Annotated in this window: 26 protein-coding genes; 14 read left to right on the forward strand and 12 right to left on the reverse strand. The window is 65.8% G+C overall.

From position 1 onward, the window contains the following. Positions 1–183 precede the first annotated feature (183 nt). The 6 genes from CSW63_RS20715 to CSW63_RS20740 all read left to right on the forward strand — a co-directional run bounded on the left by CSW63_RS20715 (position 184) and on the right by CSW63_RS20740 (position 4,311). A complete protein-coding gene (locus CSW63_RS20715) occupies positions 184–564 on the forward strand; it encodes an AtpZ/AtpI family protein (protein WP_062098308.1) in 381 nt (126 codons plus the stop codon). A 5-nt stretch (positions 565–569) separates the two neighbouring features. Continuing rightward, positions 570–1,331: a F0F1 ATP synthase subunit A gene (locus tag CSW63_RS20720; protein WP_062098310.1), complete on the forward strand. Its 762-nt coding sequence runs from the start codon at positions 570–572 to the stop codon at positions 1,329–1,331. Positions 1,332–1,380: 49 nt separating this feature from the next. Beyond that, complete coding sequence (locus tag CSW63_RS20725; RefSeq protein WP_004615714.1) at positions 1,381–1,605, forward strand: F0F1 ATP synthase subunit C; 225 nt, start codon at positions 1,381–1,383, stop codon at positions 1,603–1,605. Between the two features lie 126 nt (positions 1,606–1,731). Next, positions 1,732–2,268, forward strand: coding sequence for an ATP synthase F0 subunit B' (locus CSW63_RS20730; RefSeq protein ID WP_062098312.1), 537 nt, complete (start codon positions 1,732–1,734; stop codon positions 2,266–2,268). A 10-nt stretch (positions 2,269–2,278) separates the two neighbouring features. Next, positions 2,279–2,788 (forward strand): F0F1 ATP synthase subunit B, encoded by a 510-nt coding sequence (locus CSW63_RS20735; RefSeq protein WP_062098315.1) that lies wholly within the window; start codon positions 2,279–2,281, stop codon positions 2,786–2,788. A gap of 782 nt (positions 2,789–3,570) precedes the next feature. Then, complete coding sequence (locus CSW63_RS20740; RefSeq protein WP_127847001.1) at positions 3,571–4,311, forward strand: hypothetical protein; 741 nt, start codon at positions 3,571–3,573, stop codon at positions 4,309–4,311. 279 nt (positions 4,312–4,590) lie between these two features. Here the strand turns inward: CSW63_RS20740 and CSW63_RS20745 are convergent, their stop codons facing one another. From CSW63_RS20745 to phnC, 4 genes are all read right to left on the reverse strand, one after another. Continuing rightward, on the reverse strand, positions 4,591–5,904 hold the full coding sequence (locus CSW63_RS20745; RefSeq protein WP_062098317.1) for a hemolysin family protein: 1,314 nt from the start codon (positions 5,902–5,904) through the stop codon (positions 4,591–4,593). 154 nt (positions 5,905–6,058) lie between these two features. Beyond that, positions 6,059–6,895, reverse strand: a complete 837-nt coding sequence (gene phnE / locus CSW63_RS20750) for a phosphonate ABC transporter, permease protein PhnE (protein WP_062097217.1) — start codon at positions 6,893–6,895, stop codon at positions 6,059–6,061. A gap of 5 nt (positions 6,896–6,900) precedes the next feature. After that, positions 6,901–7,941 (reverse strand): phosphate/phosphite/phosphonate ABC transporter substrate-binding protein, encoded by a 1,041-nt coding sequence (gene phnD / locus CSW63_RS20755; RefSeq protein ID WP_062097218.1) that lies wholly within the window; start codon positions 7,939–7,941, stop codon positions 6,901–6,903. Next, a complete protein-coding gene (gene phnC / locus CSW63_RS20760) occupies positions 7,938–8,732 on the reverse strand; it encodes a phosphonate ABC transporter ATP-binding protein (protein ID WP_062097219.1) in 795 nt (264 codons plus the stop codon). Before phnC ends, phnD begins: the two co-directional genes overlap by 4 nt. A 353-nt stretch (positions 8,733–9,085) precedes the next feature. On the opposite strand from phnC, the gene CSW63_RS20765 reads away from it, so the two are divergent. The 5 genes from CSW63_RS20765 to CSW63_RS20785 all read left to right on the forward strand — a co-directional run bounded on the left by CSW63_RS20765 (position 9,086) and on the right by CSW63_RS20785 (position 13,934). Next, the gene (locus tag CSW63_RS20765; RefSeq protein ID WP_062097220.1) at positions 9,086–10,345 is read left to right on the forward strand and encodes a type III PLP-dependent enzyme; all 1,260 of its coding nucleotides are present in this window, start codon (positions 9,086–9,088) and stop codon (positions 10,343–10,345) included. Positions 10,346–10,467: 122 nt separating this feature from the next. Then, positions 10,468–11,562 carry a deoxyhypusine synthase gene (locus tag CSW63_RS20770; RefSeq protein ID WP_099503017.1) on the forward strand — a complete coding sequence of 365 codons (1,095 nt, stop codon included), beginning with the start codon at positions 10,468–10,470 and terminating at the stop codon, positions 11,560–11,562. Between the two features lie 78 nt (positions 11,563–11,640). Continuing rightward, the gene (locus CSW63_RS20775; protein ID WP_062097224.1) at positions 11,641–12,417 is read left to right on the forward strand and encodes a phosphatase PAP2 family protein; all 777 of its coding nucleotides are present in this window, start codon (positions 11,641–11,643) and stop codon (positions 12,415–12,417) included. Between the two features lie 36 nt (positions 12,418–12,453). Next, positions 12,454–12,939: a Fur family transcriptional regulator gene (locus CSW63_RS20780; RefSeq protein ID WP_099503015.1), complete on the forward strand. Its 486-nt coding sequence runs from the start codon at positions 12,454–12,456 to the stop codon at positions 12,937–12,939. A 50-nt stretch (positions 12,940–12,989) separates the two neighbouring features. Beyond that, on the forward strand, positions 12,990–13,934 hold the full coding sequence (locus tag CSW63_RS20785) for a thioesterase family protein (protein WP_062097228.1): 945 nt from the start codon (positions 12,990–12,992) through the stop codon (positions 13,932–13,934). On the opposite strand, the gene CSW63_RS20790 is transcribed toward CSW63_RS20785, so the two are convergent. Continuing rightward, entirely contained in the window at positions 13,931–14,821 is an 891-nt protein-coding gene (locus CSW63_RS20790; RefSeq protein WP_099503013.1) for an alpha/beta fold hydrolase, read from the reverse strand. The genes CSW63_RS20785 and CSW63_RS20790 overlap by 4 nt on opposite strands. A gap of 69 nt (positions 14,822–14,890) precedes the next feature. Here CSW63_RS20790 and CSW63_RS20795 point away from each other — a divergent pair, with 69 nt between their 5' ends. After that, positions 14,891–15,325, forward strand: coding sequence for a DUF488 family protein (locus tag CSW63_RS20795; protein WP_062097256.1), 435 nt, complete (start codon positions 14,891–14,893; stop codon positions 15,323–15,325). On the opposite strand, the gene CSW63_RS20800 is transcribed toward CSW63_RS20795, so the two are convergent. Next, a complete protein-coding gene (locus CSW63_RS20800; protein WP_062097232.1) occupies positions 15,322–16,119 on the reverse strand; it encodes an SH3 domain-containing protein in 798 nt (265 codons plus the stop codon). The genes CSW63_RS20795 and CSW63_RS20800 overlap by 4 nt on opposite strands. 82 nt (positions 16,120–16,201) lie before the next feature. Here CSW63_RS20800 and CSW63_RS20805 point away from each other — a divergent pair, with 82 nt between their 5' ends. Next, on the forward strand, positions 16,202–17,062 hold the full coding sequence (locus CSW63_RS20805) for a crotonase/enoyl-CoA hydratase family protein (protein WP_062097234.1): 861 nt from the start codon (positions 16,202–16,204) through the stop codon (positions 17,060–17,062). A gap of 48 nt (positions 17,063–17,110) precedes the next feature. Here CSW63_RS20805 and CSW63_RS20810 read toward each other — a convergent pair whose 3' ends face one another. From CSW63_RS20810 to CSW63_RS20830, 5 genes are all read right to left on the reverse strand, one after another. After that, the gene (locus CSW63_RS20810; protein ID WP_099503011.1) at positions 17,111–18,538 is read right to left on the reverse strand and encodes an alpha/beta hydrolase; all 1,428 of its coding nucleotides are present in this window, start codon (positions 18,536–18,538) and stop codon (positions 17,111–17,113) included. 115 nt (positions 18,539–18,653) lie between these two features. Continuing rightward, positions 18,654–19,418, reverse strand: a complete 765-nt coding sequence (locus CSW63_RS20815; RefSeq protein ID WP_062097238.1) for a MipA/OmpV family protein — start codon at positions 19,416–19,418, stop codon at positions 18,654–18,656. 85 nt (positions 19,419–19,503) lie between these two features. Continuing rightward, positions 19,504–20,739 carry a pentapeptide repeat-containing protein gene (locus CSW63_RS20820; protein ID WP_062097240.1) on the reverse strand — a complete coding sequence of 412 codons (1,236 nt, stop codon included), beginning with the start codon at positions 20,737–20,739 and terminating at the stop codon, positions 19,504–19,506. Positions 20,740–20,893: 154 nt separating this feature from the next. Then, positions 20,894–21,601, reverse strand: coding sequence for a CHAP domain-containing protein (locus CSW63_RS20825; RefSeq protein WP_062097242.1), 708 nt, complete (start codon positions 21,599–21,601; stop codon positions 20,894–20,896). Between the two features lie 70 nt (positions 21,602–21,671). Then, on the reverse strand, positions 21,672–22,766 hold the full coding sequence (locus CSW63_RS20830) for an acyltransferase (RefSeq protein ID WP_062097244.1): 1,095 nt from the start codon (positions 22,764–22,766) through the stop codon (positions 21,672–21,674). 124 nt (positions 22,767–22,890) lie between these two features. On the opposite strand from CSW63_RS20830, the gene CSW63_RS20835 reads away from it, so the two are divergent. Beyond that, the gene (locus CSW63_RS20835; protein WP_062097246.1) at positions 22,891–23,679 is read left to right on the forward strand and encodes a TerC family protein; all 789 of its coding nucleotides are present in this window, start codon (positions 22,891–22,893) and stop codon (positions 23,677–23,679) included. 80 nt (positions 23,680–23,759) lie between these two features. On the opposite strand, the gene CSW63_RS20840 is transcribed toward CSW63_RS20835, so the two are convergent. Continuing rightward, positions 23,760–25,919: a primosomal protein N' gene (locus CSW63_RS20840; RefSeq protein ID WP_062097248.1), complete on the reverse strand. Its 2,160-nt coding sequence runs from the start codon at positions 25,917–25,919 to the stop codon at positions 23,760–23,762. Positions 25,920–25,985 lie beyond the last annotated feature (66 nt).

Raw genomic sequence — 25,985 nt, forward strand, 5'->3', positions numbered from 1 at the left:
CGGGGATGGTTTTGCCCGCCCGCCGGCGAGATCTCGAAATCCTTAAGTATTTCGGTCACTTGCCGGAAAAATAGCTCACCTTGACGCACTGCGGCGAGGTCTATAGGTTCCGCGCCGATCAAGCCGGCCGGAAAAGCGCCTTGTTTTGGCGCGTCCTCGGCGCTTTCGGACCTGCCGCTTCCCATGCCCAAGGCCGACGAACCGAACGAAAAGGCTCTTGAAGGCCTCGACGCTCGGCTCGCCGCATTTGAGGCGAGGAAGGCGGCGGAAAAGCCGTCCAAGGCGGCGTCCGAACGGGCCACGCAGGACGGTTACCGTCTGCTGGCGGATTTGATCGGGGGCGTACTGGTGGGGGCCGGCTTTGGCTGGCTGCTCGACCGCTACGTCCACACGAGCCCCTGGGGCATGGTCGGCGGACTGCTGATCGGCCTGGGACTCGCGATTTTCTCCATCGTCCGCAAGGCGATGAAACTGAGCGCGCAGGCGTCGGCGCCGTCCCCGCAAGGGAACGCCGACGGAGACACGGGAGGCGGGTCTACCGCCCCCAAGCAGAAGAGAGACTAGGGCCGATGGCCGATCCGATGCACCAGTTCCAGATCCAGAAGATCGTGGAACTGCCCACCGTGACCGTTCCTGGCCTCGGCGCCATCGACCTGTCGATCACGAACTCCGTGGCCGCCATGATGTCGGCCGCCCTGCTGATCATCGGCTTCTACGCCCTGTCGGCGAAGAAGGCCGTGGTTCCGGGCCGCCTGCAGGCGGTGGGCGAGATGCTCTACGGACTGGTCGACGGTCTGGCCGAGTCGATCATCGGCCACGACGGCAAGAAGTTCCTGCCCTTCATCTTCACGCTGTTCGCGTTCGTGCTGTTCATGAACGTCCAAGGCATGTTCCTGGTGTTCACCGCCACCTCGCAGCTGGCCGTAACCCTGACGCTGGGCCTGATGGTCATCCTGACCGTGGTCGCCGTCGGCTTCGCCAAGAACGGCGTCAAGTTCTTCAAGCTGTTCGCCCCGTCGGGCGTGCCGTGGCCGCTGTATTTCCTGCTCGTGCCTATCGAAATCCTGTCGTTCCTGATCCGTCCGATCACGCTGGGTCTTCGTCTGTTCGGCAACATGCTCGGCGGCCACGTCGTGCTGAAGATCTTCGCCGGTTTCGTGATCGCCCTGGGCGGTCTCGGCGTGCTGGGCTGGGCCGGTGCGGCCCTGGCCCTGACCTCGGTCGTCGCCTTGACGGCCCTCGAGTTCATGGTGGCCTTCCTGCAGGCCTTCGTGTTCGCGGTGCTTGCCTGCGTCTACATCAACGACGTCGTGCACCTCGACAGCCACTGATCAACCTTTAGTCTTTCAACCTACATACCCTTCCTAAGGAGTCTCAATCATGGACGCTGCTGCTGCTAAGTACATCGGCGCTGGTCTGGCGATGCTCGGCATGATCGGCGCGGGCGTTGGCCTGGGCGTGATGTTCGGCAACTACTTCCAAGGCGCTCTGCGTAACCCGACCGCCGCCGCTCAAGAGCGCCCGATGCTGTTCCTGGGCATGGCTCTGACGGAAGCCCTGGGCATCTTCGCCCTGGTTATCGCCTTCCTGATCCTGTTCTCGTAATCCGATCCCTGGAGCGCGGCGCTTCATCGGAAGCGACGCGCTCCATGCTTTTGTTTTCTCGCGCTTCCTGGAGCGGGCCGGAACACGGTCCGCTCCAAGCGCACTAGCTGAGAGGCGCCCTCGCCCATGGCGACGGAAAATCACGGCACGACCGAGACGACGGAAGCCCCCCAGAAGCACGAAAGCGGCGGCCTTCCGCAGCTGCAGTTCGAGCACTGGGGTGGTCAGATCGTCTGGCTGCTCATCATCTTCGCCGTTCTTTACGCGGTGCTGTCGAAGGGCCTGCTGCCCCGGGTCAGCGGCGCGATCGAAGAGCGCGGCGCCAAGATCGCCGGCGACATCGCCGACGCCCGTCGCATGAAGGACGAGGCCGAGGCCCAGGCCCGCGCTGCGGCGGCGGAAGTCGCCGAGGCTCGCGCCAAGGCCCAGAAGACCGCTGCGGACGCCAAGGCCAAGGCTTCGGCCGAAGCCGCCGAGCGTCAGGCCAAGGAAGAGGCCGTCCTGGCCGAGAAGCTGGCTGCGGCCGAGGCTTCGATCCAGACCGCTCGCGACCAGGCCATGAGCCAAGTCCGCGTGGTGGCCGAAGAGACGGCCGGCGCGATCGTCGAGAAGCTGACGGGCAAGGCGGCTACGGCCGCCGAGCTGAAGTCGGCTCTGGCCTAAGGAGCGAACGATGGAACACGAATCCCTGTTCAGCTTCTCGAACCCGGAGTTCTGGGTTCTGGCCGCCCTGGTGATCTTCTTCGGCCTGCTGGTCGTTCTGAAGGTGCTGCCGGGCGCTCTGTTCGGCGCTCTGGACGGCTATGCCGCCAAGATCAAGGCCGAGCTCGACGAAGCCGAGCAACTGCGTGAAGAGGCCCAGGCCCTGCTCGCGGACGTGAAGGCCCAACGCGAGGACGCCGAGCGTCAGGCCGCCGCCATGCTGGAAGCCGCCAAGGCCGACGCCAAGCGTCTGGCCGAGGAAGCTAAGGAAAAGCTCGAAGAGCAAATCAAGCGCCGCGCCGAAATGGCCGAACGCAAGATCGCTCAGGCCGAGGCGCAAGCCGCCGCCGACGTGAAGGCCGCTGCGGTGGATCTCGCCGCCCAGGCCGCCGAGACCGTCCTGGCCGCCCGCCTCGCGAGCGCCAAGGGCGACGCTCTGGTCGACGCCGCGATCAGCCAGATGGGCGCCAAGCTGCAATAGCGGCCGGCTTCATCGGGTAGACAAGACGAGGGCGCGGATCGCAAGGTCCGCGCCCTTTTTCTTTGGGTCGTGTCTTGGAGCGGCTGTTGGAACGCGGACATCGCCAACGTCAGTAAAGGGTGGAAAGCTGACTCTCGCCATGCGATCAGAAGCGGTCACGAACTCGATCGTGGTCAGCTATGAGCTTCCGACGTTCAACGGCGGGCGGCCAGATTCAAAAGAGGCGCTCATAGGCGTTAGAACAGCTTTGGGCAGTCCAGCGCCCGAAGGCTTTTCGAAGCCGGCATACGTAGGTTGGAAATCGTTGCTCACTAGCTATGCCGGGGAGATGCTCTCGAGCTCCCAGGGTCGCGCCTACGACAATCACGGCTCGCCGCCCATCCGGAGAGACCAGGGGCTGATAAAAGGTAAGCCGAACGCCAGTCTCCTCTCTCGAGCGATCAAAATCACAGCGAGGCCATTTCCAGCCGAGGTGCGCGCCCAAGCCCAACTTCGGCATGGGAGTGCCCACCTTTCCATTCCAGAAGGTTTCGTTCCTGAGCTCATTAACATCGGGCGCGAGTATGTCTGACTGGTCGACTTGAGATTTACTCAAATCGTACATCACTCTGTACTTCCGCAATGCGTCTGCTGAACTTTTAATGAGCGCGCACGCTTGCTGAGCGGATGATGGCGCCCGAACCGCGTAAGCGGGCAAGGAGTCCATTGACAGCATCACAACCTCCAGATTACTCCTAGAACAAACCACTCCAGGTTACATTTGTGGGCGGGGAGCACAAGCTGTGTCGGATGAAAATATAATCGCCCCGATTATTATCACTCTCCCGCCAAGCATAAGCATATCTTACGGTACTGAGATCGATTTCCTCAGCTGGAAAGCCAGCATCTATGGAAACCTTCCAGAATACATGAAGCAGTATCCGGAATTCTTCGGGCCTTACTCGACATCGATTCAGAGCGAAGTGACGGAAAATCCGACGAAGCCGTGGATTATACCCAATCTCATATCTGCGTTCGGCAACAAGCTTGCAGCATTTGCAACGGCGCTAAGCGCGACACCAGACACGCAGTTAATCGATGTGGGCGGAGGCGTAAGCGTCCCAGCCGGAGACATCAAGCGAACGCTTCAGAATTTTCAGAAAATCGTCATCGTTGACAACAACGGAATGCCGGAAGGTTACGGCGGAAGAAACTATGGAGATAAACTATATATTACAATCGGAACGCTCAATGGATACTTAGCTTATGATCAAAATGGCATAAATTTCCTTATGCTTCATGAAATTGCTCACAACACAATATCGACTATGCAGGGGGCTCAGCAGTTATATGACGCTCACCTGAAGAACGGCGGAACGGCAGCAACGTACAATAATGGATCTATGTATTTCCGCCAGGCGGAGGCGCGAGCTAACTACGTGGCCACAAAGATCGCAACCGCGACAAGTACCCCGATACCTCCGATATCTCCCGGGGTCGGCGACCTCTCTGTTTTCCCCCCTTACGGCACGCTTCCATTTTGAGCCAATGTCGAGTTGCGATAACTTCAAAGCAAGTGGGGTGGGATCCGGGCGCAGGCGGCGAGAGCAACGCCCGCATTCAGTAAAGACGTCGAAACGCCACGACAACTCGCCCTCCTTATAGGTCACGCCGACCTTCTAAATATTCTGGGGTGAGCGGAGTCTAAACCGCACAATGCAACGAGTCCGACTTGGGTCGCTAGCCGCCTGCAGCCTCCCGCCGGAAACCCGACCTTCCCGGCGACACGTGCGTGCGGCCTTCAGCCGGAACCGCGACGCCCCCTACCCCTCCTGGCCGTCCTTCTTGCGCTTGCTGGGCTTGAGGATGACCTTGTCGATCCGCGAGCTGTCCATGTCGACGATCTCGAGGTCGAAACCGCCGATTTCGACGTGCTCGCCTTCAACCGGCAGGCGGCCCAGGCGGTCGAGGATCAGGCCGGCCACCGTGTGATAGCCACCCTCGGCCTCGAAGTTCTCGCCGAGGTGGTCGTTGAGCTCCTGGATGTCGAGGCGCGCGTCGATCAGCCAGCCGCCGTCCTCGCGGCGGATGATGCGCTTTTCGTCGTCGTCGTGATCTTCCGGGAAGTCGCCGGCGATCATTTCCAGCAGGTCCAGCGGGGTGATGGCGCCCTGAAGCGAGCCGAACTCGTCGACCACAAGCGCCATGTGCAGGCTGGTCGATTTGAACAGCTGCAGCGCCTTGAGCAGCGACATGGTCTCGGGGATCGCCAGCGGCTGCTGGACGTGGGCCTTCAGGTCCAGCGGCTCGCCCGACAGGCAGGCGTCCAGCAGGTCCTTCTTGAGCAGCACCCCAACATCGCCGTCGAGGTCGCCCTCGGTGGCGACCACGATACGCGAGTGAGCGCTGGCGCGGATCTCGGTCAGCACGGTCTCAGTGTCGTCGGCCAGCGACACCCAGAAGAGGTCGCGGCGCGGGGTCATGGCCACCCGGACGGGACGATCGCCCAGGCGCAACACCTCCTGGATCATCGAGCGCTCCTCAGGCTCGATCAGGCCGGCGTCCGCGCCCTCGGCCAGGACCGCCTCGACTTCTTCGGACGTGACGCTGGTGTTGCGCTCGTCGCGTACGCCCATCAGGCGCAGGACGGCGGCGGTCGAGACCGTCAGCAAGGTGACGAAGGGGCGCAGCACCGTCGCCACGATGGCCAGGAACGGCGCCATGCGGCGGGCGATGGCGTCGGGGAAGATCAGGGCCAAGCGCTTGGGCACCAGTTCGCCCAGGATCACCGAGACATAGGTCAGGCCGATGACGACGGTGGTCGTGGCGATGGCTTCGGAATACTTGGCCAGGGCCGGGACGCTCGCTTCCAGCCAGGTGTCCAGGGCGGCGGCGATGGTGGCCTGACCGTAGGCGCCGGCGAAGATGCCGATCAGGGTGATGCCCACCTGCACGGCCGACAGGAACCGCGTCGGATGCTCGGACATCTCCAGGGCCAGCTTCGCCCCCCGATCGCCCCGTTCGGCGAAGCCCTGAAGGCGGGCCTTGCGCGCCGAAACGACGGCCAGTTCGGACATGGAAAAGACCCCGTTCAGCAGAACGAGGAAAAGGACGACGACGAGCGCGACGAGAATCATGGCCCTTCAGGGTCAGGGGCGCGTCGCCGGACGGCGACCGCGACCGGCGCATGGGGAGGTCCGGCGCGCCACTATACAAACAAAAACGCCGCGGCCCATAGAGCCGCGGCGTGAATGCGTCGCCATGCGAAGACTTGCCGGCTTTCGCCGCGCTCTAAAGCAGACGCGTGCGGATGATCTGCGACAGCAGGTCGATCATCGACACGGCCACCACGATGACCAGCACGATGCAGCCGGTCTGGTCGAACTGGAACGCGTTGATCGAGTCGTACAGGATCTGGCCGATGCCCCCGGCGCCGATGATGCCCAGCACCGTGGCGGCGCGGCTCGACGACTCGAAGCGGTAGAGCGCATAGCTGGTCCACAGCGGAGCCACCTGCGGGATCACGCCCCAAACGATCTCCTGCAGCTTGGCCGCCCCGGTGGCGCGGACGCCTTCGACGGGGCCCTTGTCGATCGACTCGACCGCCTCGGCGAACAGCTTGGCCAGAACGCCGCCGGTGTTGAACATGATCGACATCACGCCCGCGAACGGACCAAGGCCGACGGCGGTGATGAAGATCAGCGCCACGACCAGGTCGGGGATCGAGCGGATCAGGTCCAGAACGCGGCGGACCGGCTGCTGCACCCAGACGGGCGCGATGTTGCGCGCGCCCAGGAGGCCCAGCGGAATGGCCACGATGATCGCCAGGGCCGTACCCCACAGCGCCATCTGGATCGTCTGCCACATCTTGCCGATGAACAGACTCCAATCCATCGACATGAACAGCGCCGGATCGGTGAACGGCTTGAAGAACAGCTTGGCGAAGCCTTGCGTCTTCTCGGTGTCGGTGAACAGCTGCGGGAACTTATCGATCTCGGCCGGCTTGAAGCTGATGATCAGCAACAGGATCACCCCGCCCCACAGCAGGGTGTCGAAGGCCAGGGCCGAGGTCGACCGCTTGGGGGGTGGCGGAATCGCCCCTTCAATCTTGGCGGCTTGGCTCATCAAGGACCTCAGTTGGCCGGCTGAGCGACGACGCCCGCCTTGCCTTCGGCGGCGACGCGCTCGGCCTTCACGCCGTCGAGGACCTTCTGGGCGGCGGCGATCTTGGCCTGATCGCCCGACTCGCGAGCGATGCCCAGCTGTTCCGTGGCCTCCATCTCGCGCACCACCAGCAGATGGGTGTCATCGGCCGGCTTGAAGCCGCCGATCGACAGCCTCTTCAGATAGCCGCGCTGCTGCTCGGCCTCGGGCGTGTCGCCTTGGGCGTAGGTCAGGAAGAACTGACGCAGCTTTTCCTTCACGACCGGGTCGAGGTCCTTGCGCCAGACGATCGGATCTTCCGGCAGGGTCGGCGACTCCCAGATCACGCGGATCTTGTCGGTCACGCCTTCGCCGCGCGCCCTCGAAAGGTTGATGGCGGTGGAGTTGTTCGTCGAGGCGTCCAGCTTGCCATTGGCCACCGCGAACAGGTTGGCCTGGTGGTTGGCGCTGATCACGGTCTTGAAGCACTCTTCGGGCTTCTTGTTGGCCGGGATGAACACATACGTCATCGGCGCCAGCGTGCCCGAGGTCGATTTCTTGTCGCCAATGCCGAAGTCCAGGGTCTTGTCGCACTTCAGCAGGTCCTGAACCGTCTGGATCTTGCTGTCGGCCGGCACGATGATCACCGACTTGTAGCCGTCGGTGCCCGAAGGATCGAACGTCCGGGCGAACACCTCGCCGTTGGAGCGACGCACCGCCTCCAGGCCCGACTGGTTGGAGAACCAGCCCAGATCCGTCTGCTTGGCGCCCATAGCCACGATCAGCGACGAATAGTTGGATGAGAAGAACGGCTTCACCTTGAGGCCGGTCTGCTTCTCCATGTCCTTCAGGATCGGCGTCCAGTAGCTCTCCATGTTCTGGGCCGACTCGGTCGACAGGATGGAGAAGGTCACCTCGTTCTTGGCCGTGGGCGCTTCGGACTTGCCCGAGCAAGACGCGAGCGCCAGGGCCGAGAACCCCACAAGCGAACAACGGGCGGCGATGACGAGAGCCGAACGACGGCTGATCATTGGGGAGCTCCTTCCCAGAACACGTCCTCGAATTCCGGGCCGTAGATATCGATGAGTTTTTCACGCTTCAGGCCGGAGGCCGGGCCGTCATAGACCTTCTGACCGGCCTTCAGGGCCACGACCCGGTCGCAGTAGCGCAGGGCGTAGTCCACCTGGTGCAGTGTGACGACGACGGTCAGCCCGTCGCTTTGATTCAGGTCACGAAGAATCTCCATGACCTTGCGCGCCGAAACCGGATCCAGCGAGGCGACCGGTTCGTCGGCCAGGATGATCTTGGCGCGCTGAACCAGCGCGCGGGCGATGGCGCCGCGCTGCTGCTGACCGCCGGAAAGGGTGTTGGCGCGCTGGCCGGCGTAGTCGGAAACCCCCACGCGATGCAAAGCGGCCATGGCCGCCTCGCGCGTCTCCTGCGGCCACCAGCCAAAGAGGCCGCGAAGGAAAGAAATCCGCCCCAGGGAGCCCAGGGCCACGTTGCTGAACAGCGACAGGCGGCCGACCAGATTGAATTGCTGGGCCACGAAGCCGATGCGAACGCGGGCCTTGCGCACCTGGTCCGAGACCTTCCCACGCGCCTGCACCGGACCGGCGAACGCGGTGATGGTTCCTTCGTCCTCGTCGATGGTCTGCAGACCATCGATCGAGCGCAGAAGCGTGGATTTGCCCGACCCGGAAGGGCCAATGAGCGCGATCATCTCGCCCCGATTCACATCGAGCGAGACGGCGTCCAGCGCGCGGCGAGACCCGAAGGTCTTCGAGGCGGCGCGGATCGAGAGAACAGGGTCCGACGTCATGGTCGGGGCGAATCCTTAACGTGGTTTCACGGGTTGGGAAATGCGTTCTCCGGTTTGCGGTCAGGACGCAACGAATTTGTGACGGCTTCGCCCGTTTTGTACGGCCGGAAGCGGGGCTCTGACGGCGGTGAAAGCCCCAGCGTTTCCGGGCCTGGAGCGCTCCGGCGCGACGAAATCTCGCAGGTGGCGGGCCGCTGGACCGCTCTGGATCAATTCGCCTCGAAACGGGGCCGCAAAAGGGTCTTTACATCCCGGATCAATGCCCCTATCTCGCACGGCTCCGGCGGACCCGAAGTCCTACAAGCGCTGCTAACGCCGGCCTGGGTTTAACTTCCAACAGGGGGTTACGTGAATTGCACACGTACCATACGCCCCTGGACCTGGTCCGCGAGCGGTCGCCGGAACGTCCTGTCGCCATGGTGCGACCGGACGCGGTGGCGGTAGCGGCGCGCTGGTTCCAGGCAGAATTTAAAGGCGATGTCTTTTACGCGGTGAAGGCCAATCCTTCGCCGTGGGTGATCCGCGAGCTGGCCAAGTCCGGCGTGCGGTCGTTCGACGTCGCATCGCTGAACGAAGTCGAGCTGGTGGCCCAAGAGGCGCCGGGCTCGCGCATGGCCTTCATGCACCCGGTCAAGAGCCGGGCGGCGATCTCCGCCGCCTATTTCGACCACGGGGTGAAGACCTTCTCGTTCGACACCCACGAAGAGCTGGCCAAGATCCTGGACGCCACGGGCCAGGCCAAGGACCTCAACCTGATCGTCCGCATGGGCGTGCAGGCCGAGGGCGCAGCCTACAGCCTGTCTGGCAAGTTCGGGGTCGAGATGCACAACGCCCCGGCCCTGCTGCTGGCCGCGCGCCGCGCGACCCAGGACCTGATGGGCGTCAGCTTCCACGTGGGCAGCCAGTGCATGCGTCCGACCGCCTTCCAGGCGGCGATGGCTCAGGCGAGCCGCGCCTTGGTGCGCGCCGGGGTGCTGGCCGATGTCGTAGACGTCGGCGGCGGCTTCCCGTCGATCTATCCGGGCATGGTCCCGCCGGATCTGTCGGAGTACCTGGCGGCCATCGACCGCGGCTTCGCCGAGATGATGGTCCATGAGACCACCGAACTCTGGTGCGAGCCCGGCCGCGCGCTGGTGGCCGAGGCTTCGTCGCTGCTGGTCAAGGTCGAGCTGAAGAAGGGCGACGCGCTCTATCTGAACGACGGGTCCTACGGCTCGCTGTTCGACGCCGCGCACATGAAGTGGCCGTTCCCGGTCAAGCTGTACCGCAAGAGCGGCGAAGTGGTGGAAGAAGGCCTCAAGCCGTTCCGCTTCTACGGCCCGACCTGCGACAGCGTCGACCACATGCCTGGCCCCTTCTACCTGCCGGAAAGCGTCGACGAAGGCGACTACATCGAGATCGGCATGCTCGGCGCCTACGGCGTGGCCATGAACACCCGCTTCAACGGCTTCGGCGAAACCGACACCGTCGAGGTGCAGGATGCGCCGATGGCCTCGATGTACGGCCTGGCCAAGCGTTCTATCCCGGTCGTCCGTCAGGAGACGGAAGAGCGCAAGATCGTCCGCTTCTCGCGTCCCAAGGGCGCGGCCGGCAAGCGCAAGCGTCGTCGCTGATCCGACACGGTTCGCCAGTAGATCGTTTCTGAGTTAAACCGCGCCCCGCGCCCGACGTTATCAGACGTCGGGTGCGGTTCGTTTTTCAGCCCCGTCGGTCGCTCCGTCCCGGCGAAGGCTCTTTGTTTCAACGACGGGCGTCCAAAGTCAGGGAAACCGAAGCGATGAACGCTCCCGTTCCGAACAACCAAAAAGCCGAACTCCTCCAGAAGACCGTCGAGCACGTCGACATCACCAGCTACGACGCCCGCCCGATCATCGACTCGATGCGCAAGATGTCGTTCAGCTCGCGCGACACCGCCCGCGCGGCCGACATCTTCAACATGGCGCTGGCCGACAAGGGCTGCTCGACCTGGCTGATCCTGGCCGGCTCGACCTCGGCCGGCGGCTGCATGCACGTCTACCGCGACATGGTGAAGAACGGCATGATCGACGCCGTGGTCGCCACCGGCGCCAGCATCGTCGACATGGACTTCTTCGAAGCCCTCGGCTTCAAGCACTATCAGGCCGCCGGCCCGGTCGACGACAACGTCCTGCGCGACAACTACATCGACCGCATCTACGACACCTATATCGACGAAGAAGAGCTGCAGGCCTGCGACCACACGATCCTCGAGATCGCCAACCGCCTGGAGCCGCGCGGCTACTCCTCGCGCGAATTCATCTGGGAAATGGGCAAGTGGCTGGCGGAAGGCAACGCCAAGAAGGAAGGCTCGCTGATCCAGACCGCCTATGAAGAAGGCGTGCCGATCTTCTGCCCGGCCTTCGTCGACAGCTCGGCCGGCTTTGGTCTGGTCAAGCACCAGAAGGAGCGCGCCGCCGAAGGCAAGCCCTACCTGATGATCGACGCGATCGCCGACTTCCGCGAACTGACCGACATCAAGATCGCGGCCGGCACCACGGGCCTGTTCATGGTCGGCGGCGGCGTCCCGAAGAACTTCGCACAGGACACCGTCGTCTGCGCAGAGATCCTCGGCGTCGAGGCCGACATGCACAAGTACGCCATCCAGATCACGGTGGCCGACGTGCGCGACGGCGCCTGCTCGTCGTCGACGCTGAAGGAAGCCGCCTCGTGGGGCAAGGTCTCGACCACCTACGAGCAGATGGTGTTCGCCGAAGCCACCACGGTGGTGCCACTGATCGCCTCGGACGCCTACTGGCGCAAGGCCTGGGAAGGCCGCGAAAAGCCGCGCTGGAACAAGCTGTTCGGCAAGTAAGGCTGATGGTCCGGCAGGCTTGATCGGCCGGACTTGAAAATGCAGGGTCTCCGAAAGCGATTTCGGGGACCCTTTTTCATGCGTGCTGTCTGGCTTGTCACCGCCACCGCCCTGATGCTGAGCGGCTGCGCCACGTTGAGCGGCGACGCGCCCAGCAACCGTTACCTGGCCAAGGGCGTCTTCGACGCGCGCGACCACCTGCCGCCGCCGCCGCCCAAGGGGTCCGAAGCCGCGCTGCGGGACCGCGAGATCTTCCGCGCCACCCGCGCCCTGAAGGACACCCCGCGCTGGTCTTTGGCCCAGGAGGACAATGTCGAGGAGAAGGTGCTTGATGGCTACGCTTGCGCTCTGGGCGTCACCCCGTCGTTCGAGCGCAACCCCAAGCTGGCCGCCACCCTGTTGCGCATGAGCCGCGACGTCCGCTCAGCGGTGGCCGGGCCAAAGCTGAAGTATCGCCGCCCCCGCCCCTATTTCCGCGAGGAAGGTCCGATCTGCATCAAGCGCAGCCTGGGGCTGGCGCTGTCGCCGGACTACCCGTCGGGCCACGCGACCTGGGGCTGGAGCGTGGGTCTGGTCCTGGCCGAACTGGCGCCCGACCGCCGCGAGGCGATCCTGGCCCGCGCCAAGGCCTATGGCGAAAGCCGCGTGGTCTGTGGCGTGCACAACATGAGCTCGGTCGAGGCCGGGCGGATGAACGCCGAGAACCTGTTGGCGGCGCTGAAGTCGTCCGACGCCTTCAAGGCGGACCTCGCCGCCGCCCGCGCCGAGCTCGATGCAGCACGCGCCGCCGGTCCTGCTGTGGCCCCCAAGCGCTGTGAGGCCGAGGCGGCGGCCCTTTCGAAACCTCTGCTGTAGCTTGCGTAGAGCCCACCCGACCTCTACCTCTTGACCATGGCCAACGCCCCTTCCTGCGGACACGACCACCACAACCACGGCGTCGCCGGCGCGGCCCTTGCGGCCGAGCTGGACGCGGCCGAGGCGCGCTGCACGGCCGCCGATCAACGCCTGACCGCCCCTCGCCGTCGGGTGTTGGAACTGCTGTTGCAGGCAGGCCAACCGGTAAAGGCCTACGACCTGATCTCGACCTTCGGCGGCGAGGGCCCGCCGGCCAAGCCGCCGACCGTCTATCGCGCCCTCGACTTTCTGGAAAAGCAGGGCTTCGCCCACCGGATCGAGAGCCTCAACGCCTATGTCGCCTGCCGCAAGGAAGCCGACGGCCACGTCGCTGCGTTTCTGATCTGCGACTGCTGCGGCGCGACCCGCGAGATCGAGCCCAAGGCCAGCGCCGAGATCATCGCCGCGGGCGAGGCGGCGGGCTATGCGCTGACGGGGGTGACGATCGAGGCCCACGGGCTGTGCGCGGATTGCCGAAGCTGAGCAAAGCCCGCTAGGTTCGAACAACCGTTCAACCGCGTTCGAGACAGCTCATGACCGCGCAGTCCCTCCCTGGCGTCGAGATCTGGCGCGGCGGCGTCAACACCTGGGACTGCGACGAGATGGGGCACATGAACGTGCGCCACTACGTCGTGCGCGCCCAGGAAGGGCTGATTGGCATGGCCGCCGAACTGGGCCTGCCCCACGCCTTCTCGCCCCACGCCAATGCGACGCTGCTGGTGAAGGAACAGCACATCCGCTTCCTGCGCGAGGCGCACGCCGGCGCGCCGCTCTACATGCTGGGCGGCGTGATCGAGATGAGCGCGTGCGAGGCGCGGATCCTGCAACTGCTGATCCACCCGGCCTCCGGCGAACTGGCGGCCACGTTCCAGACCACCGTCGTTCATGCCACGCCGCGTGACGGTCAACCGTTTCCCTGGCCGAAGGTCGCCCGCGAACGAGCGGAGGCCCTGAAGGTCGCGGTTCCGGAACGCGCCCAGGCCCGCAGTCTCGACCTGTCGCCCTTCACGCCGACCGCCAATCTCGCCCGCGCCGACGCCTTGGGCTTGTCGCGGATCGGGCTTGGAGGTCTCCTGCCGTCGGATTGCGACGTGTTCGGACGAATGCGCACCGAGCAGTTCATCGGCCGGGTCTCCGACGGCATCGGCACGTTCATCCATCCCTTCCGCGACGTCGTGGTCGAGCACGCCGAGCACAAGCCGCAGCGGATGGGCGGCGCGGTGCTGGAGTACCGGATCGTGCACCTGGCCTGGCCGCGCGCCGGCGATCGCATCGAGATCCGCTCGGGCCTGCTCGGGACCGACGCCCGGACGATGCGCGTGGTCCACTGGATGCTGGACCCCGCCACCGGCGAGCCGTGGGGAACCTCCGAGGCGGTGGCCATCACCTTCGACCTCGACGCGCGCAAGGTGGTGCCGGTCACCGACGCGGCGCGGGTGGCCCTGGCCGCCCATGAGGTGAAGGGGCTGGCTCTCTAAGCCGTCGCCATCTCGAATAGCGCGTCGCGCACCAGATCGGGCCGCTCCATGGGCAGGAAGTGGCTCGTGCCCTCGACCATCTCGATACGGACGTTCCGCCCCCGGCGCGCGAAGCCGTCGCCCACGCGGCATGTCGAGTGCTTCTGGGCCTTCAGGATCTTCACCGGCGCAGAGACGCGTCGAATCGCGCGCCAGGGATCATGCGCCTGCGCCGCGTAGTTCGACGCCTCCCAGGCTGGCGCGCAAGCCAAGCGCACCTTGCCGTCCGGCGCATCGACCACGCCGCCGGCGACATATTCGGCGAGCATCGTCTCGGGCCACGTCTTGAAGGCGCCGCGCCCCTTGTAGCCTGCGAAAACCGCCTCGCGATTATCGAACACGGCCCGCCGCTTCAACGCCGCCTGGGCGATCGGCAGCTGCATGAAGCCCCGGCCGGAGGTCCAGGGCGCCTTGGCGTAGAGGTTGGCCAGCCACGGCATGATCACCGGGTCCAGCAGCAGCAAGCCCTTGACCCGCTCGGGTCGCTCGGCGGCGGCCAGCAGGCTGACCGTGCCCCCCATCGAGTGGCCGGCCAACACGACCGGCGGCCCATCCAACACCTCCAGCAGGCCGACGAGGTCGTCGCGCAAATCCCGCCAAGACCGACGCCCCTTCGGATCAGCCGGCAGGGTGGTCGCGCCGTGTCCCCGCTGGTCGATCGCAAGAATCCGCAGGCCCGCCGCCAGCGGCGACAGGAGCGTCCGGTAGGTCTGGGCGTTGAAACCGTTGGCGTGGACGAAGACGATATCGATCGCCCGATCCTCGGGACCAAACTCCAGGGCGGCGATCTCGCCGCCGGGCACGGCCACGACACGTCGGCGAGGTTCGCGAAAAACGGCCGCGTCCATGGCGTGGCTCCCTGAAACTGATCGGGCGTAAGGTAGGCGTCTCCAACCCCCGCGTCCATGGAGCCCAAGATGAATCCGCTGGCCACCATCGGCTACGAGACCGACACGCAGAGCGGGATGATCGACCGACTGAAAGCCGCCGACGTCGAACTGGTGATCGATGTCCGCGCCGTCGCCAGCTCGCGCAAGGCCGGGTTCTCGAAGACGCTGCTGGCCGGCGGCCTGAAAGACCAGGGCGTCGACTATCTCCACCTGCGAGACCTGGGCACGCCCAAGCCGGGGCGCGACGCCGCCCGGACTGGGCGGATCGACGAGATGCGCCAGATCTTCGAGGCGCAACTGGAGGAACCCGCCGCGGTGCTGGCCTTGGCTCAGGCGACGGCGCTGGCCAAAACAAAAAGGATCGCCCTCCTTTGCTACGAGGACGATCCCAATTGCTGCCATCGCCGCATCGTCGCCGACCGCATTCGCGAACGGCTGAAGTGCGAGGTGGTGGACCTCTAGGCCTGGGTCAGCTGCCATTCGCCGCGATTGTCGCGGCAGGCGCTGTAGCGCTGGGTCGAGGTCGCCTGGCCGCCGCCCGAGACCGCCGCGTCGATGATCCGGCAGCTGGCCGCCAGCTGGCCGCTGGGACGCACCAGCGAGGCGGCCGCGTAGCCGACGCCAAAACCGCTGCGGCCCACAAGCACCCAACCGCCCGTCGGCGCCTGGCCGATGGCGTCGAACGTCTCGCCGGCCGCCAGCTTGCCGACCACGGCGGTCTTGGTGGAAGGCCCCGCGCGCAGGTTCACGGTCGAAGCGGCCGTATAGGCGCCGGCGGTCGCCGCCAGGCTGGGCAGGCTCTGCACGCCCTGGGCGTAGCGGATGTTGCGGCCGTCGATCGGCGGGCCATAGCTGGACGAGACCACGCTGATGCGGCCCGAATTGCCTGTGCGGCTGTTGCTCCAGGTTTGGGAGACGCCCGTCTCCAGCGCCTTCTTGGTGGCCTGTTCGGCGAGGGCCGCGTCGGTCGACTGCATCCGGCAACCGATATAGGCGCCAGCTGCGGCGCCGGCGGCCGCGCCAACGAGCGCGCCCAGGGTCTTTTCGTTCTTGGCGACCTTGCTGCCCAGCAGCGCACCGGCCGCCGCGCCGATCAGGGCGCCGCCTTCCTGCTTCTTGCCCGAGCCTTCGCATCCGAAGATCCCGCCGAGCGGCTTGGACTGCTGGGCCAGCACGGGGGCCGGTGCGGCCGTCAGGCCAGCGCCCAGGACGGCGGCGAGGGCCAGGGCCGTAGCGGGGGTCTTGCGCGTCGTCATGTCGTTTCCCTTTTCCGTAGGGTCAGTGTTGTCGCCGCCCTCCCCCCGTCCGATAGTCGCGGACAACATAAGGGAGGCCAGCATGAGCAACCAGGATCAGACGAACTATAGCTGTTTCAAGGTCGAGATCGAGGCTGGCGTTGCGCACATCCAGTTGAAACGCCCGGAAGCCATGAACACCATGACCCGGGCGTTCTGGAACGAGCTTCCCGCGATTGTGAAAGACATCGACGACAACGCCCGGGCGCGCTGCATCGTAATCTCCTCGACCGGCAAGCACTTCAGCGCCGGCATGGACCTGTCGGTGTTCACAGACGACGAGGGCGTCACCGCCCGTCAGGACGCAGACCGGTGGGTGGCCGCCGAGAGCTTCCGCCGCTTCGTCCATCACCTGCAGGACACCTTCAGCTGCCTCGACAAGGCGAGGATGCCGGTGATCGTCGCTATCCAGGGCGGCTGCATCGGCGGCGCGGTCGACTTCATCAGCGCCTGCGACATCCGCTACGCGACCACCGACGCCTTCTTCTCGATCCAGGAGATCAACATCGGCATGACCGCCGATGTCGGCACCTTCCCGCGTCTGTGCAAGCTGATCCCCGAGGGTTGGGTGCGGGAGCTGGCCTACACGGGCCGCCGCCTGCCAGGACAGCGGGCCCGCGACATCGGCCTCGTCAACGAAGTGTTCGACACCCATGAGGAGGTCGTCGCCCACGCCCTGGCCACCGCCCGCGAGATCGCCGAGAAGTCGCCGCTGGCCGTGGCCGGCAGCAAGGTGATGATCAACTACGCCCGCGACCACACCATCGCCGACGGCCTCGACTACATCGCCACCTGGCAGACGGGCATGTTCTCGGGTCCGCACATGGCCGAGGCCTTCGCGGCGAAGGCGCAGAAGCGGGATGCGGTGTATCCGGACCTGCTGCCGCTGAAGAAGAAGATGTAGGGCGGCGATGGAAAGCCCTTCCCCGGCCGGAGAGGGCCTTCCAGAAGGTCAGCCGGCGTAGTTGAACACCATCGGCGTATCCGCTGCCGGCAGGCAGCTGCGGTCCACCGGCTGGGTCGGATCCAGGAAGAAGCTGCGGATCATCTTGCGCGCGCAGGGATGGCGGCTGACGCCGTGGGTGGCGTTGGTGACGATGACCACCTGCGAGCCCTCGTATCCCTTGGCGGCGGCCTTGGTCAGTTCCGGCGGGCAGCCGGGGTCGATCTCGGCGGCCAGGAACAGGGTCGGGATCGCGGTCTTGACCGGCTGCTGCTCGAGCTTGGAAATCGGGCCGACATCGATGGCGGCGCAGACGTCATGAATACGCTGCATCGAGGCGACCATCAGGCGGGCCACGGGGTCCTTTTCGGTCCCGTCCGCCACCGCAGCGCGGGCCTCGAACGGGATTTCTTCCTTGCACAGGTGGGTCATGAACTGGCCCTCGCTGTAGTAGTCGCGGCTCTCGACGAACTCGGCCACGGGCGACACGTCACCCTCGATGATCTTCCAGAGGTCGCGCGGCAGGACGCTGGCGGTGAAGTAGCTGGCGTCCATCAGATAGCCGCCAAGATCATCGGCCGTGTAGGTCTTGCCGTTGATCGTCTGGGGCCCGGCCAGCCAACGCTCGGCGACGACCGCCAGCTTGGCCTTGAGGTCGGGATAGCGTTTGGCGCACTCGGCGACCTTGGCGCACTTGGCCATCACGATATCGATCGAGCTTGAGACCATGGCCGGGCCGCCAACGGTCCAGTCAGCCTCGGGCGGCCAAGGCGAGTCCTGCACCACCGCGCGCACGCCCTGCGGCGCATGGGCCTGGATCGCCGCCTCGATGCGGGTGCCATACGAGCCGCCAAAGAGGTCGATCAGCGGCAGCTTCAGCACCTGGCGCAGGTCCTGAACGTCCTTGGCGACCTCGACGGCGTTGTAGCGCGACAGGTTCACGCCCTTGGCCTGGAAGGCCTTCAGACAGGCGATGATGGCCTGGGCGTCCTTCTCGGTCGGCGGGCCTGCGTCGGTTAGGTTCGCACCTGGACAGTTGAGGTTGGGATCCGACTGGCCGCCGCCGCGCTGGTCGATGAAGATCCAGTCCTGATCGACCGCGACATACTCCAGGGCGGCCTTGCTCTTGAGCATCTGCGGCAACCCGTCGAGCGCCGAACCGCCAGGACCGCCATGCAGGTAGACGACCGGCGGCTGACCGGGCTTGGGCGCGCTGGCCTTGACGATCGCCACCGCGACCTTGATGCGACGGCTCTTGGGATCACCGCGCGTCTCGTCGACGATCAGAGTCCCGCAACGCGTTTGCCGCGCGGCGTCCTTGTAGTCACCCATACACGCGGACGGCTTGAACTGCGGCGCGGCGGCGTGAGCCGCGCCCCCCAAACCCGCCAGGGCCAAGGCGCCGGCGGCGGCGATCCAGGACAGACGCGACATCATAAAACTCCCACGGTTACCCGGCATCAACACCAAGGTTGACGCGCACCGCAAGAGCTCGCGCAAGATTATGCCGCGATCAGCGGTGGGCGGGCGCCGCCGCCCTTCGTCCGACCGGCTAGAACCGATAGGAAACCGACAGCACGCCCGAGGGTTGGGTGGGATCGACGACGATCGGGCTCTTGCGCGCGTCACCCGTCAATCGGCTCAGGCTGGCCGTCGCGCCCAGGCTGACCTTGTCGGTAAGCCGGTAGTTGGCGCCGAGCGACATCGAGACATCCTTGACACCGCCGCCCGGACGATAGGTCGGCAGCTTCGAGGCGGCAGCCTGGGCGGCGCTGATCCCGAAATAGGCGCGGTTATACTGGGCGTCGGCCCGGGTGGCCGACACGCTGGGCGTGACGCTCAGGCGGTCCGAAACCCGGATCGGATAGGCGAGACTGGCGTCCAACAGGGCCCCGTCGACGTCGCCCGACACCACCTTGGTGCCGCCCACCGAAGCCAGGACGCCGCCCAGCCGCATGTCAGCCGCCACGCGCAGTCCCGCGCCGCCGTCCAGGCGCCCGATACCGACCGGCGCGTCGCGTCGTCGGTAGCCGGGCACATAGGTCGCGCCCGCGCTGACCTTCGCCACCGGTCCGTCGATCACGGTATAGCCTAGGCCCTTACGGCCGCTCGCGAAGAAGCGGCCATAGGTCACGTCGATCACCGGAAAGGGCATCAGGCGATAGTCGTCACCGCCTTGATAGCCGGGCGTGTAGACGGCGGCGATCCCGATCACGGCGCGGTCCGGCGCTCGGCCTTGAGCGACCGCAGAGGTCGCTGCGGCGCAGACCCCCAGACCGATCAGGCTGTGATTGGCGAGCTTGCGGAGGGCGATCATGCGGTTTCGGGCTCCTGGCGCGGCGTCATCACACTATACGGCGCAAGCGCGCCGATGGATGCCAGAAACCTCGGAAGTTGTACCCCTAAGGGCGGAAACCCGCCGGCATTTCGGCGCCGCCCAGGTCGGCCCCGTCGAGTTTCGCCCCGGACAGGTCCGCCTCGATCAGCCTGGCGCGGGGCAAGCTGGCGCCGCGCAGGTTCGCTCCCCGAAGAACCGCACGGGTCAGATCGCTCCGGATCACGCGATCCTCGTCGATCTTCAGCGGACCCAGCTTGGCGTCCGACAGGTCCGCCCGGCACAGCTGCGCCCCGACCAGCCGCGCGCCGCGAAGGTCAGCGCCGCGAAGCTTGGCCCCACGCAGGTCCGCGCCAGACAGATTGGCGCCCTGCAATTGCACGCCCTCCAGGTCCATGCCGAAGAATACCGCGTTTGGAGCCGACAGGCCGCTGAGACGCCGATTCTTCAGGCGGCGCAGGGGACGGAAGTCAACCTCGGAAACATTGGCGATCTTGCCCTCGCGGCCTTCGGACTTGCAGAACAGTTCGTGCGCTTCCAGAACCTCGCCCAAGGGCAGGTCGTCGATATAGATGATCGGCGGCGGCGCGCGCAGGACGTCGCTAAGGTCGGCGGCGGTCAGATTAGCCCCGCTGACATCGACGCCCACCAGGACAGCCCGGCGCAGCGAGGCCTTGGACAGGTCCGCGTTGTGCAGATTGGCGCCGGACAGGTTGGCCCCGTCCATCACGGCGTTGTTGAGCTTCGCGCCCTCCAGGGAGACATTCGAGAGATCCGCATCCCTGAAGTCGGCCTGACGCGCGAACGCGCCAGACATCTGAGCGCCATTGAGATTGGCCCCCTGCAGCAGAGCATAGTCCAGCTCGCCCGGCCGCTGGGCATGGTCGAGAATTCGCAGCCCCTTCTCCTCGTCCCGCACGGCCGTGACGCCTTCGCGCAGATCGCAGTTGGAGAGGTTGGCCCCGCCGAGGTTGGCCCCGCGCAGGCAGGCGCCGCGCATGTCGCAGCGCGAAAGGTCGGCGCCGCGCAGATCGGTATCCCGCAGATCGGTTCCGTACAGCGTCGCGCCGCTCAGCCGCGCGTCGCGCAGCGACGCGCCGTGCAGCAGCGCCCCGGTGAGATCGGCCTCGCGCAGGTCGGCGCCGTCCAGCTCGTAATGGCTGAGATTGACGTATTGCAGCCCTGCGCGACGCCCGTTGGGCACCCCCTTCAGATAACGGGCGTGCGCCTCCAGCACCTCGCGCACCACCGATGGGTGGATGCGACGAACCAGGCTCGGTCGTGAGGGCACGGCGGATGGCATCGTTCGGTGACGGAACGCTCAAAGGGACGGGATTACGCGAAAGCGGCGTTCACCGTGCCACAACAGCCTTAATCAACCGTTCAAATCGCGACAGAAAGTCGCAGCCCTGACCGAGCGTCGAAGGCGTTCGCGGGGCGCACCTTTGCGCGTCCGCTTAACGGGGCGCGTTGGGCTTGTTGCTGGCGTCGTTCGAGGGCGAACCACCGCCCGTGGCGGCCTCGATCAGAGCCGCGATGCGGTCGGTCGAGTCGGCGGCCTGGCTGATGATGTCCAGCGGCGAGGCGCGGACCGAGGCGGCGACCTGATTGGCGGCGGACTTGGCGGCCGAGACCACGGCGTTCTGGGCCAGGGCGATCTTGCTGGTGGCCATGGCGATCTTCATCGCCTGGGCGTCCTGATAGATGAAACCATTGGTCGGATAGACCGTGGTGCCGAGATCGCGGATCGGATCGTACCAGACCTTGACCTGGGTCCAGTCGCCGTTGGGCGAAACGTCGACGACCGTGACGTCCTTCTCGATCTGACCGCGATCGCCTTCGATCACAGACCAGTTGGCGTGGGTGACCTGAATGACGCGATCGGTCAGCACCTGGCTGACGAAGGCCACATGACCAAGGTTCATGCGGGCGGTGGGCTTGAAGGAAAGGACCGAACCGATCTTGGGGGTCGACCCAGTATCGTATTTTCCGGCGGCTTGGCCCCACCACGTGCGGGCGTCACCGAAAATCTGGATACCCGACATCAGACGCGCGAACGGCACGCACTGCCAGTAGCCGTCAGCGTTCGCGCCGGACATCGGCACAAGGCTGATCATGGCGGCGGCGGCCAGGGAACCCAGAAGGGTCCTCGTCCGTTTCGTCATGCTGTGGGTACTCCCCCGCGTCACTGGGTGAAGGGATAACCCTAGAGGCGATTGGTGAAAAGAGTATTTATCAGGCGCCCGCCACGGCGAGACGCCGGCTCCGCCATGCCGCAGCCCAAGTTTTCATGCGCTCGCGGCACGGATTCTCGATGATATGGAACGAAATCGCCGACAGCGGGACTAGCGCGGCGACAATCACCAGCCAGACAAACAGCGGCAACTTGTCGCTATCGATATTCAAGATTTTGGTCGCCGCATTGATCGCCAGGATCTTCCACGGGATGCAGATCATGTAGGTCGAGTAGCTGATCTCGCCGAGATAAACGAAGACCTTTTGCGAGGCGAATCGCGACCCCGCCGAAGCGAGGCTGGCGAGCATGAAGATCAGCCCCCCCAGAAGCATGACGATGCCCAAATCCGGGGCGCCCGCATGAATGGCGAGCAGAGTCGCCAAGCCCAACGCCGCCGCGCCGAGACCCGCCAGACGCGCGGGGAATCGTCCCGAGCGCCACAAGGCATGGAGGGCGCAGCCGTAGGCGAAGCACGGCACGATGCGCAGCGCGCCCCAGCGGATAGTGGCCTCGGTCAGGGAGAAGCCCGCCAGGGTCTGAAACACCGGGTAGATCACGGAGATCAGGGCCAAGGCGCCCAGCACGGCGACGAGCGGCCGCTCGCGCAAGCGCCAGGCCGCGAAGGCGAAGACCGGAAAGGTCAGATAGGCGAACCACTCCGCCGAGATCGACCACGAGGCGTGATTCCAGCCCGCGACAGGCGCGAAACCCCAGGCGTGAACCAGCAGCAGGTTCGCCGGCAGAGAGGGCCAGGACAGAATGTTGGGGTCTACAGCGAGACCCGCCATTGTCGCGGCCAAAGCCATCGCGCCGACGCCGACCAACGTCGCCAGATGCAGCGGATAGACCCGCGCCAGACGGTTCCAGAGGAAGTCGCCATAGCGAAAGCGCCCTTCCCCGAAACCGCTCAGATACACATGGCAGAGAATGAAGCCCGACAGGACGAAGAACGCTTCGACGCCGAGATAGCCTTTGGACGCGATCGCCGGGGTGAAGCCGACGTCGAGGTTGGGCCAGTAATGATAAAGCACGACCCAGAACGCGGCGAAGAATCGAAGGGCCGTAAGCGGCCTTATGTGGGCGGCGTCGGGCATGAATCGTCCTCCGGCGTCGCTTTTCGAAACACGAGGCCTCGACAAGCAGGGCGTTCGTCCCCCATTTGGTCCCTCTCACGGGTCCGTGCGGGGAGGCGCGGAGCCAGAACCCTATTGGGAACCCATGAACGAAATCCTTAGCCTTGCCGCTGACCCGGCCGCGTGGGCCGCCCTCGTCACGCTCGTCGTGATGGAGGTGGTGCTGGGTATCGACAACCTGATCTTCATCTCGATCCTGTCCAACAAGCTGCCGGAAGAACACCGGCAGAAAGTCCGGCGGATCGGTATCTCTCTGGCGCTGATCATGCGCCTGATCCTGCTGTCGACGATCGCCTTTATCGTCGGCCTTACCGCGCCGGTCTTCGATCTCGGGATCAGCGGTCCCGTCGGGACGCATGGCGAACCCGGCTTCGAGACGGCCTTCTCCTGGCGCGATCTGATCCTGATCGCCGGCGGCGTCTTCCTGATTTGGAAAGCGACCAAGGAAATCCACCACGCGGTGGATCCGGGCAAGAGCGACGACGTGCTGGAGAAGGACAAGACCACTGTGGTGATCAACAACGTCGGCTCGGCGATCTTCCAGATCATCCTGCTGGACCTGGTGTTCTCGATCGACTCGATCCTGACCGCCGTGGGCATGACCGATCACCTGCCGATCATGGTCATCGCCGTTCTGGTCGCCGTAACCGTGATGCTGCTGGCCGCCGATCCGCTGGCCAACTTCATCAACGCCAATCCGACCGTGGTCATGCTGGCCCTGGGCTTCCTGCTGATGATCGGCACCGTGCTGATCGCCGAAGGCTTCGGCGCCCACGTGCCGAAGGGCTACATCTACACGGCCATGGCCTTCTCGGCCGGGGTCGAGGGCCTGAACATGCTGTCACGCAGACGCGACGCCAAGAAACAGCCCTAGCGCCGCGATCCGCAAGGATCCGCAGTCAGAAAAGGCCCCCGGAGCATCTCACTCCGGGGGCTTCTTTTTATGCCGCCGGCTCAGAGAAATGAGTACGGATCGACGTCGATCACCACGCGGACCGAGTTCGGAATCCTGGCCCGGGCGCGCCACGCCGCCATGAACCCCTGGAGGTCGACACCGCGCTCAGCCCGGACGAGGAACCGTTTGCGGCGGCGGCCGCGCACCAGGGCTAACGGCGCGTCGGCGGGGCCGAACACCTCGACGCCCTCGGCGTTGGGAATGACCGCGGCCAGCGCCTCGACATAGGCGTCCAGCGCCGCCCCGTCCGCCCCCGAGGCGATCACCGCCGCCAGGCGTCCGAAGGGCGGCAGGCCGGCGTCCTCGCGCATCGCCATCTCGGCCTCGACAAAGGCGTCGCGGTCCTGCGCCGCCAGGGCCCGCATCACCGCATGGTCGGGCGCATAGGTCTGCAGCAGCGCCCGCCCCGGCTTCTCATGCCGCCCCGCCCGGCCCGCCGCCTGGGCCAGGAGTTGGAAGGTCCGCTCTCCGGCCCGCAGGTCGCCGCCGCGCAGAGAGAGATCGGCGTCCACCACGCCCACCAGGGTCAGGTTCGGGAAGTTGTGCCCCTTGGCGGCCGCTTGCGTGGCCACCAGGATGTCGATCTCCCCCGCCGCCATGCTGGACACCAGCGCCTTGGCGCCCTCGGCGTCCATCACCGTGTCCGAGGAGAACACCGCCACGCGGGCGTCCGGAAAGATGTGCCGCGCCTCCTCCTCGACCCGCTCGACCCCCGGGCCGATCGAGACCAGCGAGTCCTTGGCGCCGCAGTGCGGGCAGGCCTCGGGCTTCTTCATCGAGAAACCGGTCAAATGACAGACCAGACGACCGGTGTAGCGGTGCTCGACCAGCCAGCTGTCCGTGTCGGGCGACTTCATCTTCTCGCCGCAGGCCTTGCACAGCACGAGCGGCGCATAGCCGCGCCGGTTCAGGAACAGCATGGCCTGCTCGCCGCGCTGCAGGGTCACGGCCATGGCCTTGATCAACGGCGGCGACAGCCAGCGGCCGGGCTCCGGCGGGGTCTGGCGCATGTCGATCAGGCCGATATCTGGCAACTGCGCCGCGCCGTGTCGCGCGGACAAGCGAAGCCAGCGATAGCGGCCGGTCTGAGCGTTATAGAGGCTCTCCAGCGACGGCGTGGCCGAGGCTAGGAGGACACTGGCGCCCTCGATCTTGGCGCGCGCCACCGCAAGGTCCCGAGCCTGGTAGATAAAGCCTTCTTCCTGCTTGAACGAGCTGTCGTGCTCTTCGTCCACGACGATCAGGCGTAGCTTGCGGAAAGGCAGGAACAACGCCGAACGGGCGCCGACCACGATGCGAGCGTTCCCGCCCGCCACCGCCTCCCAAACCTGCCGGCGACGCGGCGGCGAGACGCCCGAGTGCCACTCGGCCGGGACCGCGCCGAACCGCTGCTCGAAACGGGCCATCACCGCCTGGGTCAGGGCGATTTCAGGCAGCAGCACCAGAACCTGCGCGTCGGGGTCCTTCAGCGCCTCAGCCACCGCCTCGAGATAGACCTCGGTCTTGCCCGAGCCGGTCACGCCGTCCAGCAGCGCCGCCTGGAAGCCGCCGGTCTCCAGCATGTCCTTGAGCACGTCGACACAGGCAGCCTGGCCCGGATTCAAGGCGCGGGGCGGAAGCGTCAGGTCGGGCTGGGGCAGACCGCGTTCGGGCTCGATGAAATCGACCGCGAGCACACCTTCCTCGACCAGCCCCTTGACCACCCCCGCCGAAACGCCGGCGGCCGACGCCAGGGCCGGGCCGGAGAGCTTCCGCCCCTCGGCGGCGGCCATCACCTTGAGTCGGGCCGGGGTCACACGGGCGGGCTGTGCGCCAGTCAGCGCCAGAACCTTGTCGGGCTTGGGCGGCGGGTGGCGCAGGCCGCGCAAGGCCATGGCCAGGGGCCAGCCTGGAACATCGACAGAGTAGCGCGCCGCCCACTCAACAAAAGCCAGCGCGCCAGGCGGCAGCGGCGGGTCGTCGACCCGTTCCAGCACCGGCTTCAGCGGCCGATTGCCGCCCGTCCCGTCACGCAACGCCGTCACGACGCCCCGGATCACGCGCGGCCCGAGCGGGACGGTGACATGGTCGCCAACGGCCAGCTCAAGGCCCTCCGGCTCGGCGTAGTCGAAGGCCTCCGGCAACGGCATCGGCAGCAGGACGGAAGCGATACGCGGCATGGCGTGAGCTTCTGCCGCGAAACCGTCCCCAGGTCGAGAGCCGCCGATGAAGGGGTCATCAAGCGG

Source organism: Caulobacter sp. FWC26 (assembly GCF_002742645.2).
GTDB lineage: Bacteria > Pseudomonadota > Alphaproteobacteria > Caulobacterales > Caulobacteraceae > Caulobacter.

Bases quoted from the DNA above. Each gene is read 5' to 3' on its own strand.
- CSW63_RS20775 (WP_062097224.1), top strand. From the start codon at position 11,641: ATGCGTGCTGTCTGGCTTGTCACCGCCACCGCCCTGATGCTGAGCGGC.
- CSW63_RS20785 (WP_062097228.1), top strand. From the start codon at position 12,990: ATGACCGCGCAGTCCCTCCCTGGCGTCGAGATCTGGCGCGGCGGCGTC.
- CSW63_RS20800 (WP_062097232.1), bottom strand. From the start codon at position 16,119: ATGACGACGCGCAAGACCCCCGCTACGGCCCTGGCCCTCGCCGCCGTC.
- CSW63_RS20730 (WP_062098312.1), top strand. From the start codon at position 1,732: ATGGCGACGGAAAATCACGGCACGACCGAGACGACGGAAGCCCCCCAG.
- phnC (WP_062097219.1), bottom strand. From the start codon at position 8,732: ATGACGTCGGACCCTGTTCTCTCGATCCGCGCCGCCTCGAAGACCTTC.
- CSW63_RS20795 (WP_062097256.1), top strand. From the start codon at position 14,891: ATGAATCCGCTGGCCACCATCGGCTACGAGACCGACACGCAGAGCGGG.
- CSW63_RS20720 (WP_062098310.1), top strand. From the start codon at position 570: ATGGCCGATCCGATGCACCAGTTCCAGATCCAGAAGATCGTGGAACTG.
- CSW63_RS20745 (WP_062098317.1), bottom strand. From the start codon at position 5,904: ATGATTCTCGTCGCGCTCGTCGTCGTCCTTTTCCTCGTTCTGCTGAAC.
- phnD (WP_062097218.1), bottom strand. From the start codon at position 7,941: ATGATCAGCCGTCGTTCGGCTCTCGTCATCGCCGCCCGTTGTTCGCTT.
- CSW63_RS20835 (WP_062097246.1), top strand. From the start codon at position 22,891: ATGAACGAAATCCTTAGCCTTGCCGCTGACCCGGCCGCGTGGGCCGCC.
- CSW63_RS20790 (WP_099503013.1), bottom strand. From the start codon at position 14,821: ATGGACGCGGCCGTTTTTCGCGAACCTCGCCGACGTGTCGTGGCCGTG.
- CSW63_RS20825 (WP_062097242.1), bottom strand. From the start codon at position 21,601: ATGACGAAACGGACGAGGACCCTTCTGGGTTCCCTGGCCGCCGCCGCC.
- CSW63_RS20840 (WP_062097248.1), bottom strand. From the start codon at position 25,919: ATGCCGCGTATCGCTTCCGTCCTGCTGCCGATGCCGTTGCCGGAGGCC.
- CSW63_RS20715 (WP_062098308.1), top strand. From the start codon at position 184: ATGCCCAAGGCCGACGAACCGAACGAAAAGGCTCTTGAAGGCCTCGAC.
- CSW63_RS20810 (WP_099503011.1), bottom strand. From the start codon at position 18,538: ATGATGTCGCGTCTGTCCTGGATCGCCGCCGCCGGCGCCTTGGCCCTG.
- CSW63_RS20725 (WP_004615714.1), top strand. From the start codon at position 1,381: ATGGACGCTGCTGCTGCTAAGTACATCGGCGCTGGTCTGGCGATGCTC.
- CSW63_RS20815 (WP_062097238.1), bottom strand. From the start codon at position 19,418: ATGATCGCCCTCCGCAAGCTCGCCAATCACAGCCTGATCGGTCTGGGG.
- CSW63_RS20780 (WP_099503015.1), top strand. From the start codon at position 12,454: ATGGCCAACGCCCCTTCCTGCGGACACGACCACCACAACCACGGCGTC.
- CSW63_RS20805 (WP_062097234.1), top strand. From the start codon at position 16,202: ATGAGCAACCAGGATCAGACGAACTATAGCTGTTTCAAGGTCGAGATC.
- CSW63_RS20820 (WP_062097240.1), bottom strand. From the start codon at position 20,739: ATGCCATCCGCCGTGCCCTCACGACCGAGCCTGGTTCGTCGCATCCAC.
- CSW63_RS20830 (WP_062097244.1), bottom strand. From the start codon at position 22,766: ATGCCCGACGCCGCCCACATAAGGCCGCTTACGGCCCTTCGATTCTTC.
- CSW63_RS20735 (WP_062098315.1), top strand. From the start codon at position 2,279: ATGGAACACGAATCCCTGTTCAGCTTCTCGAACCCGGAGTTCTGGGTT.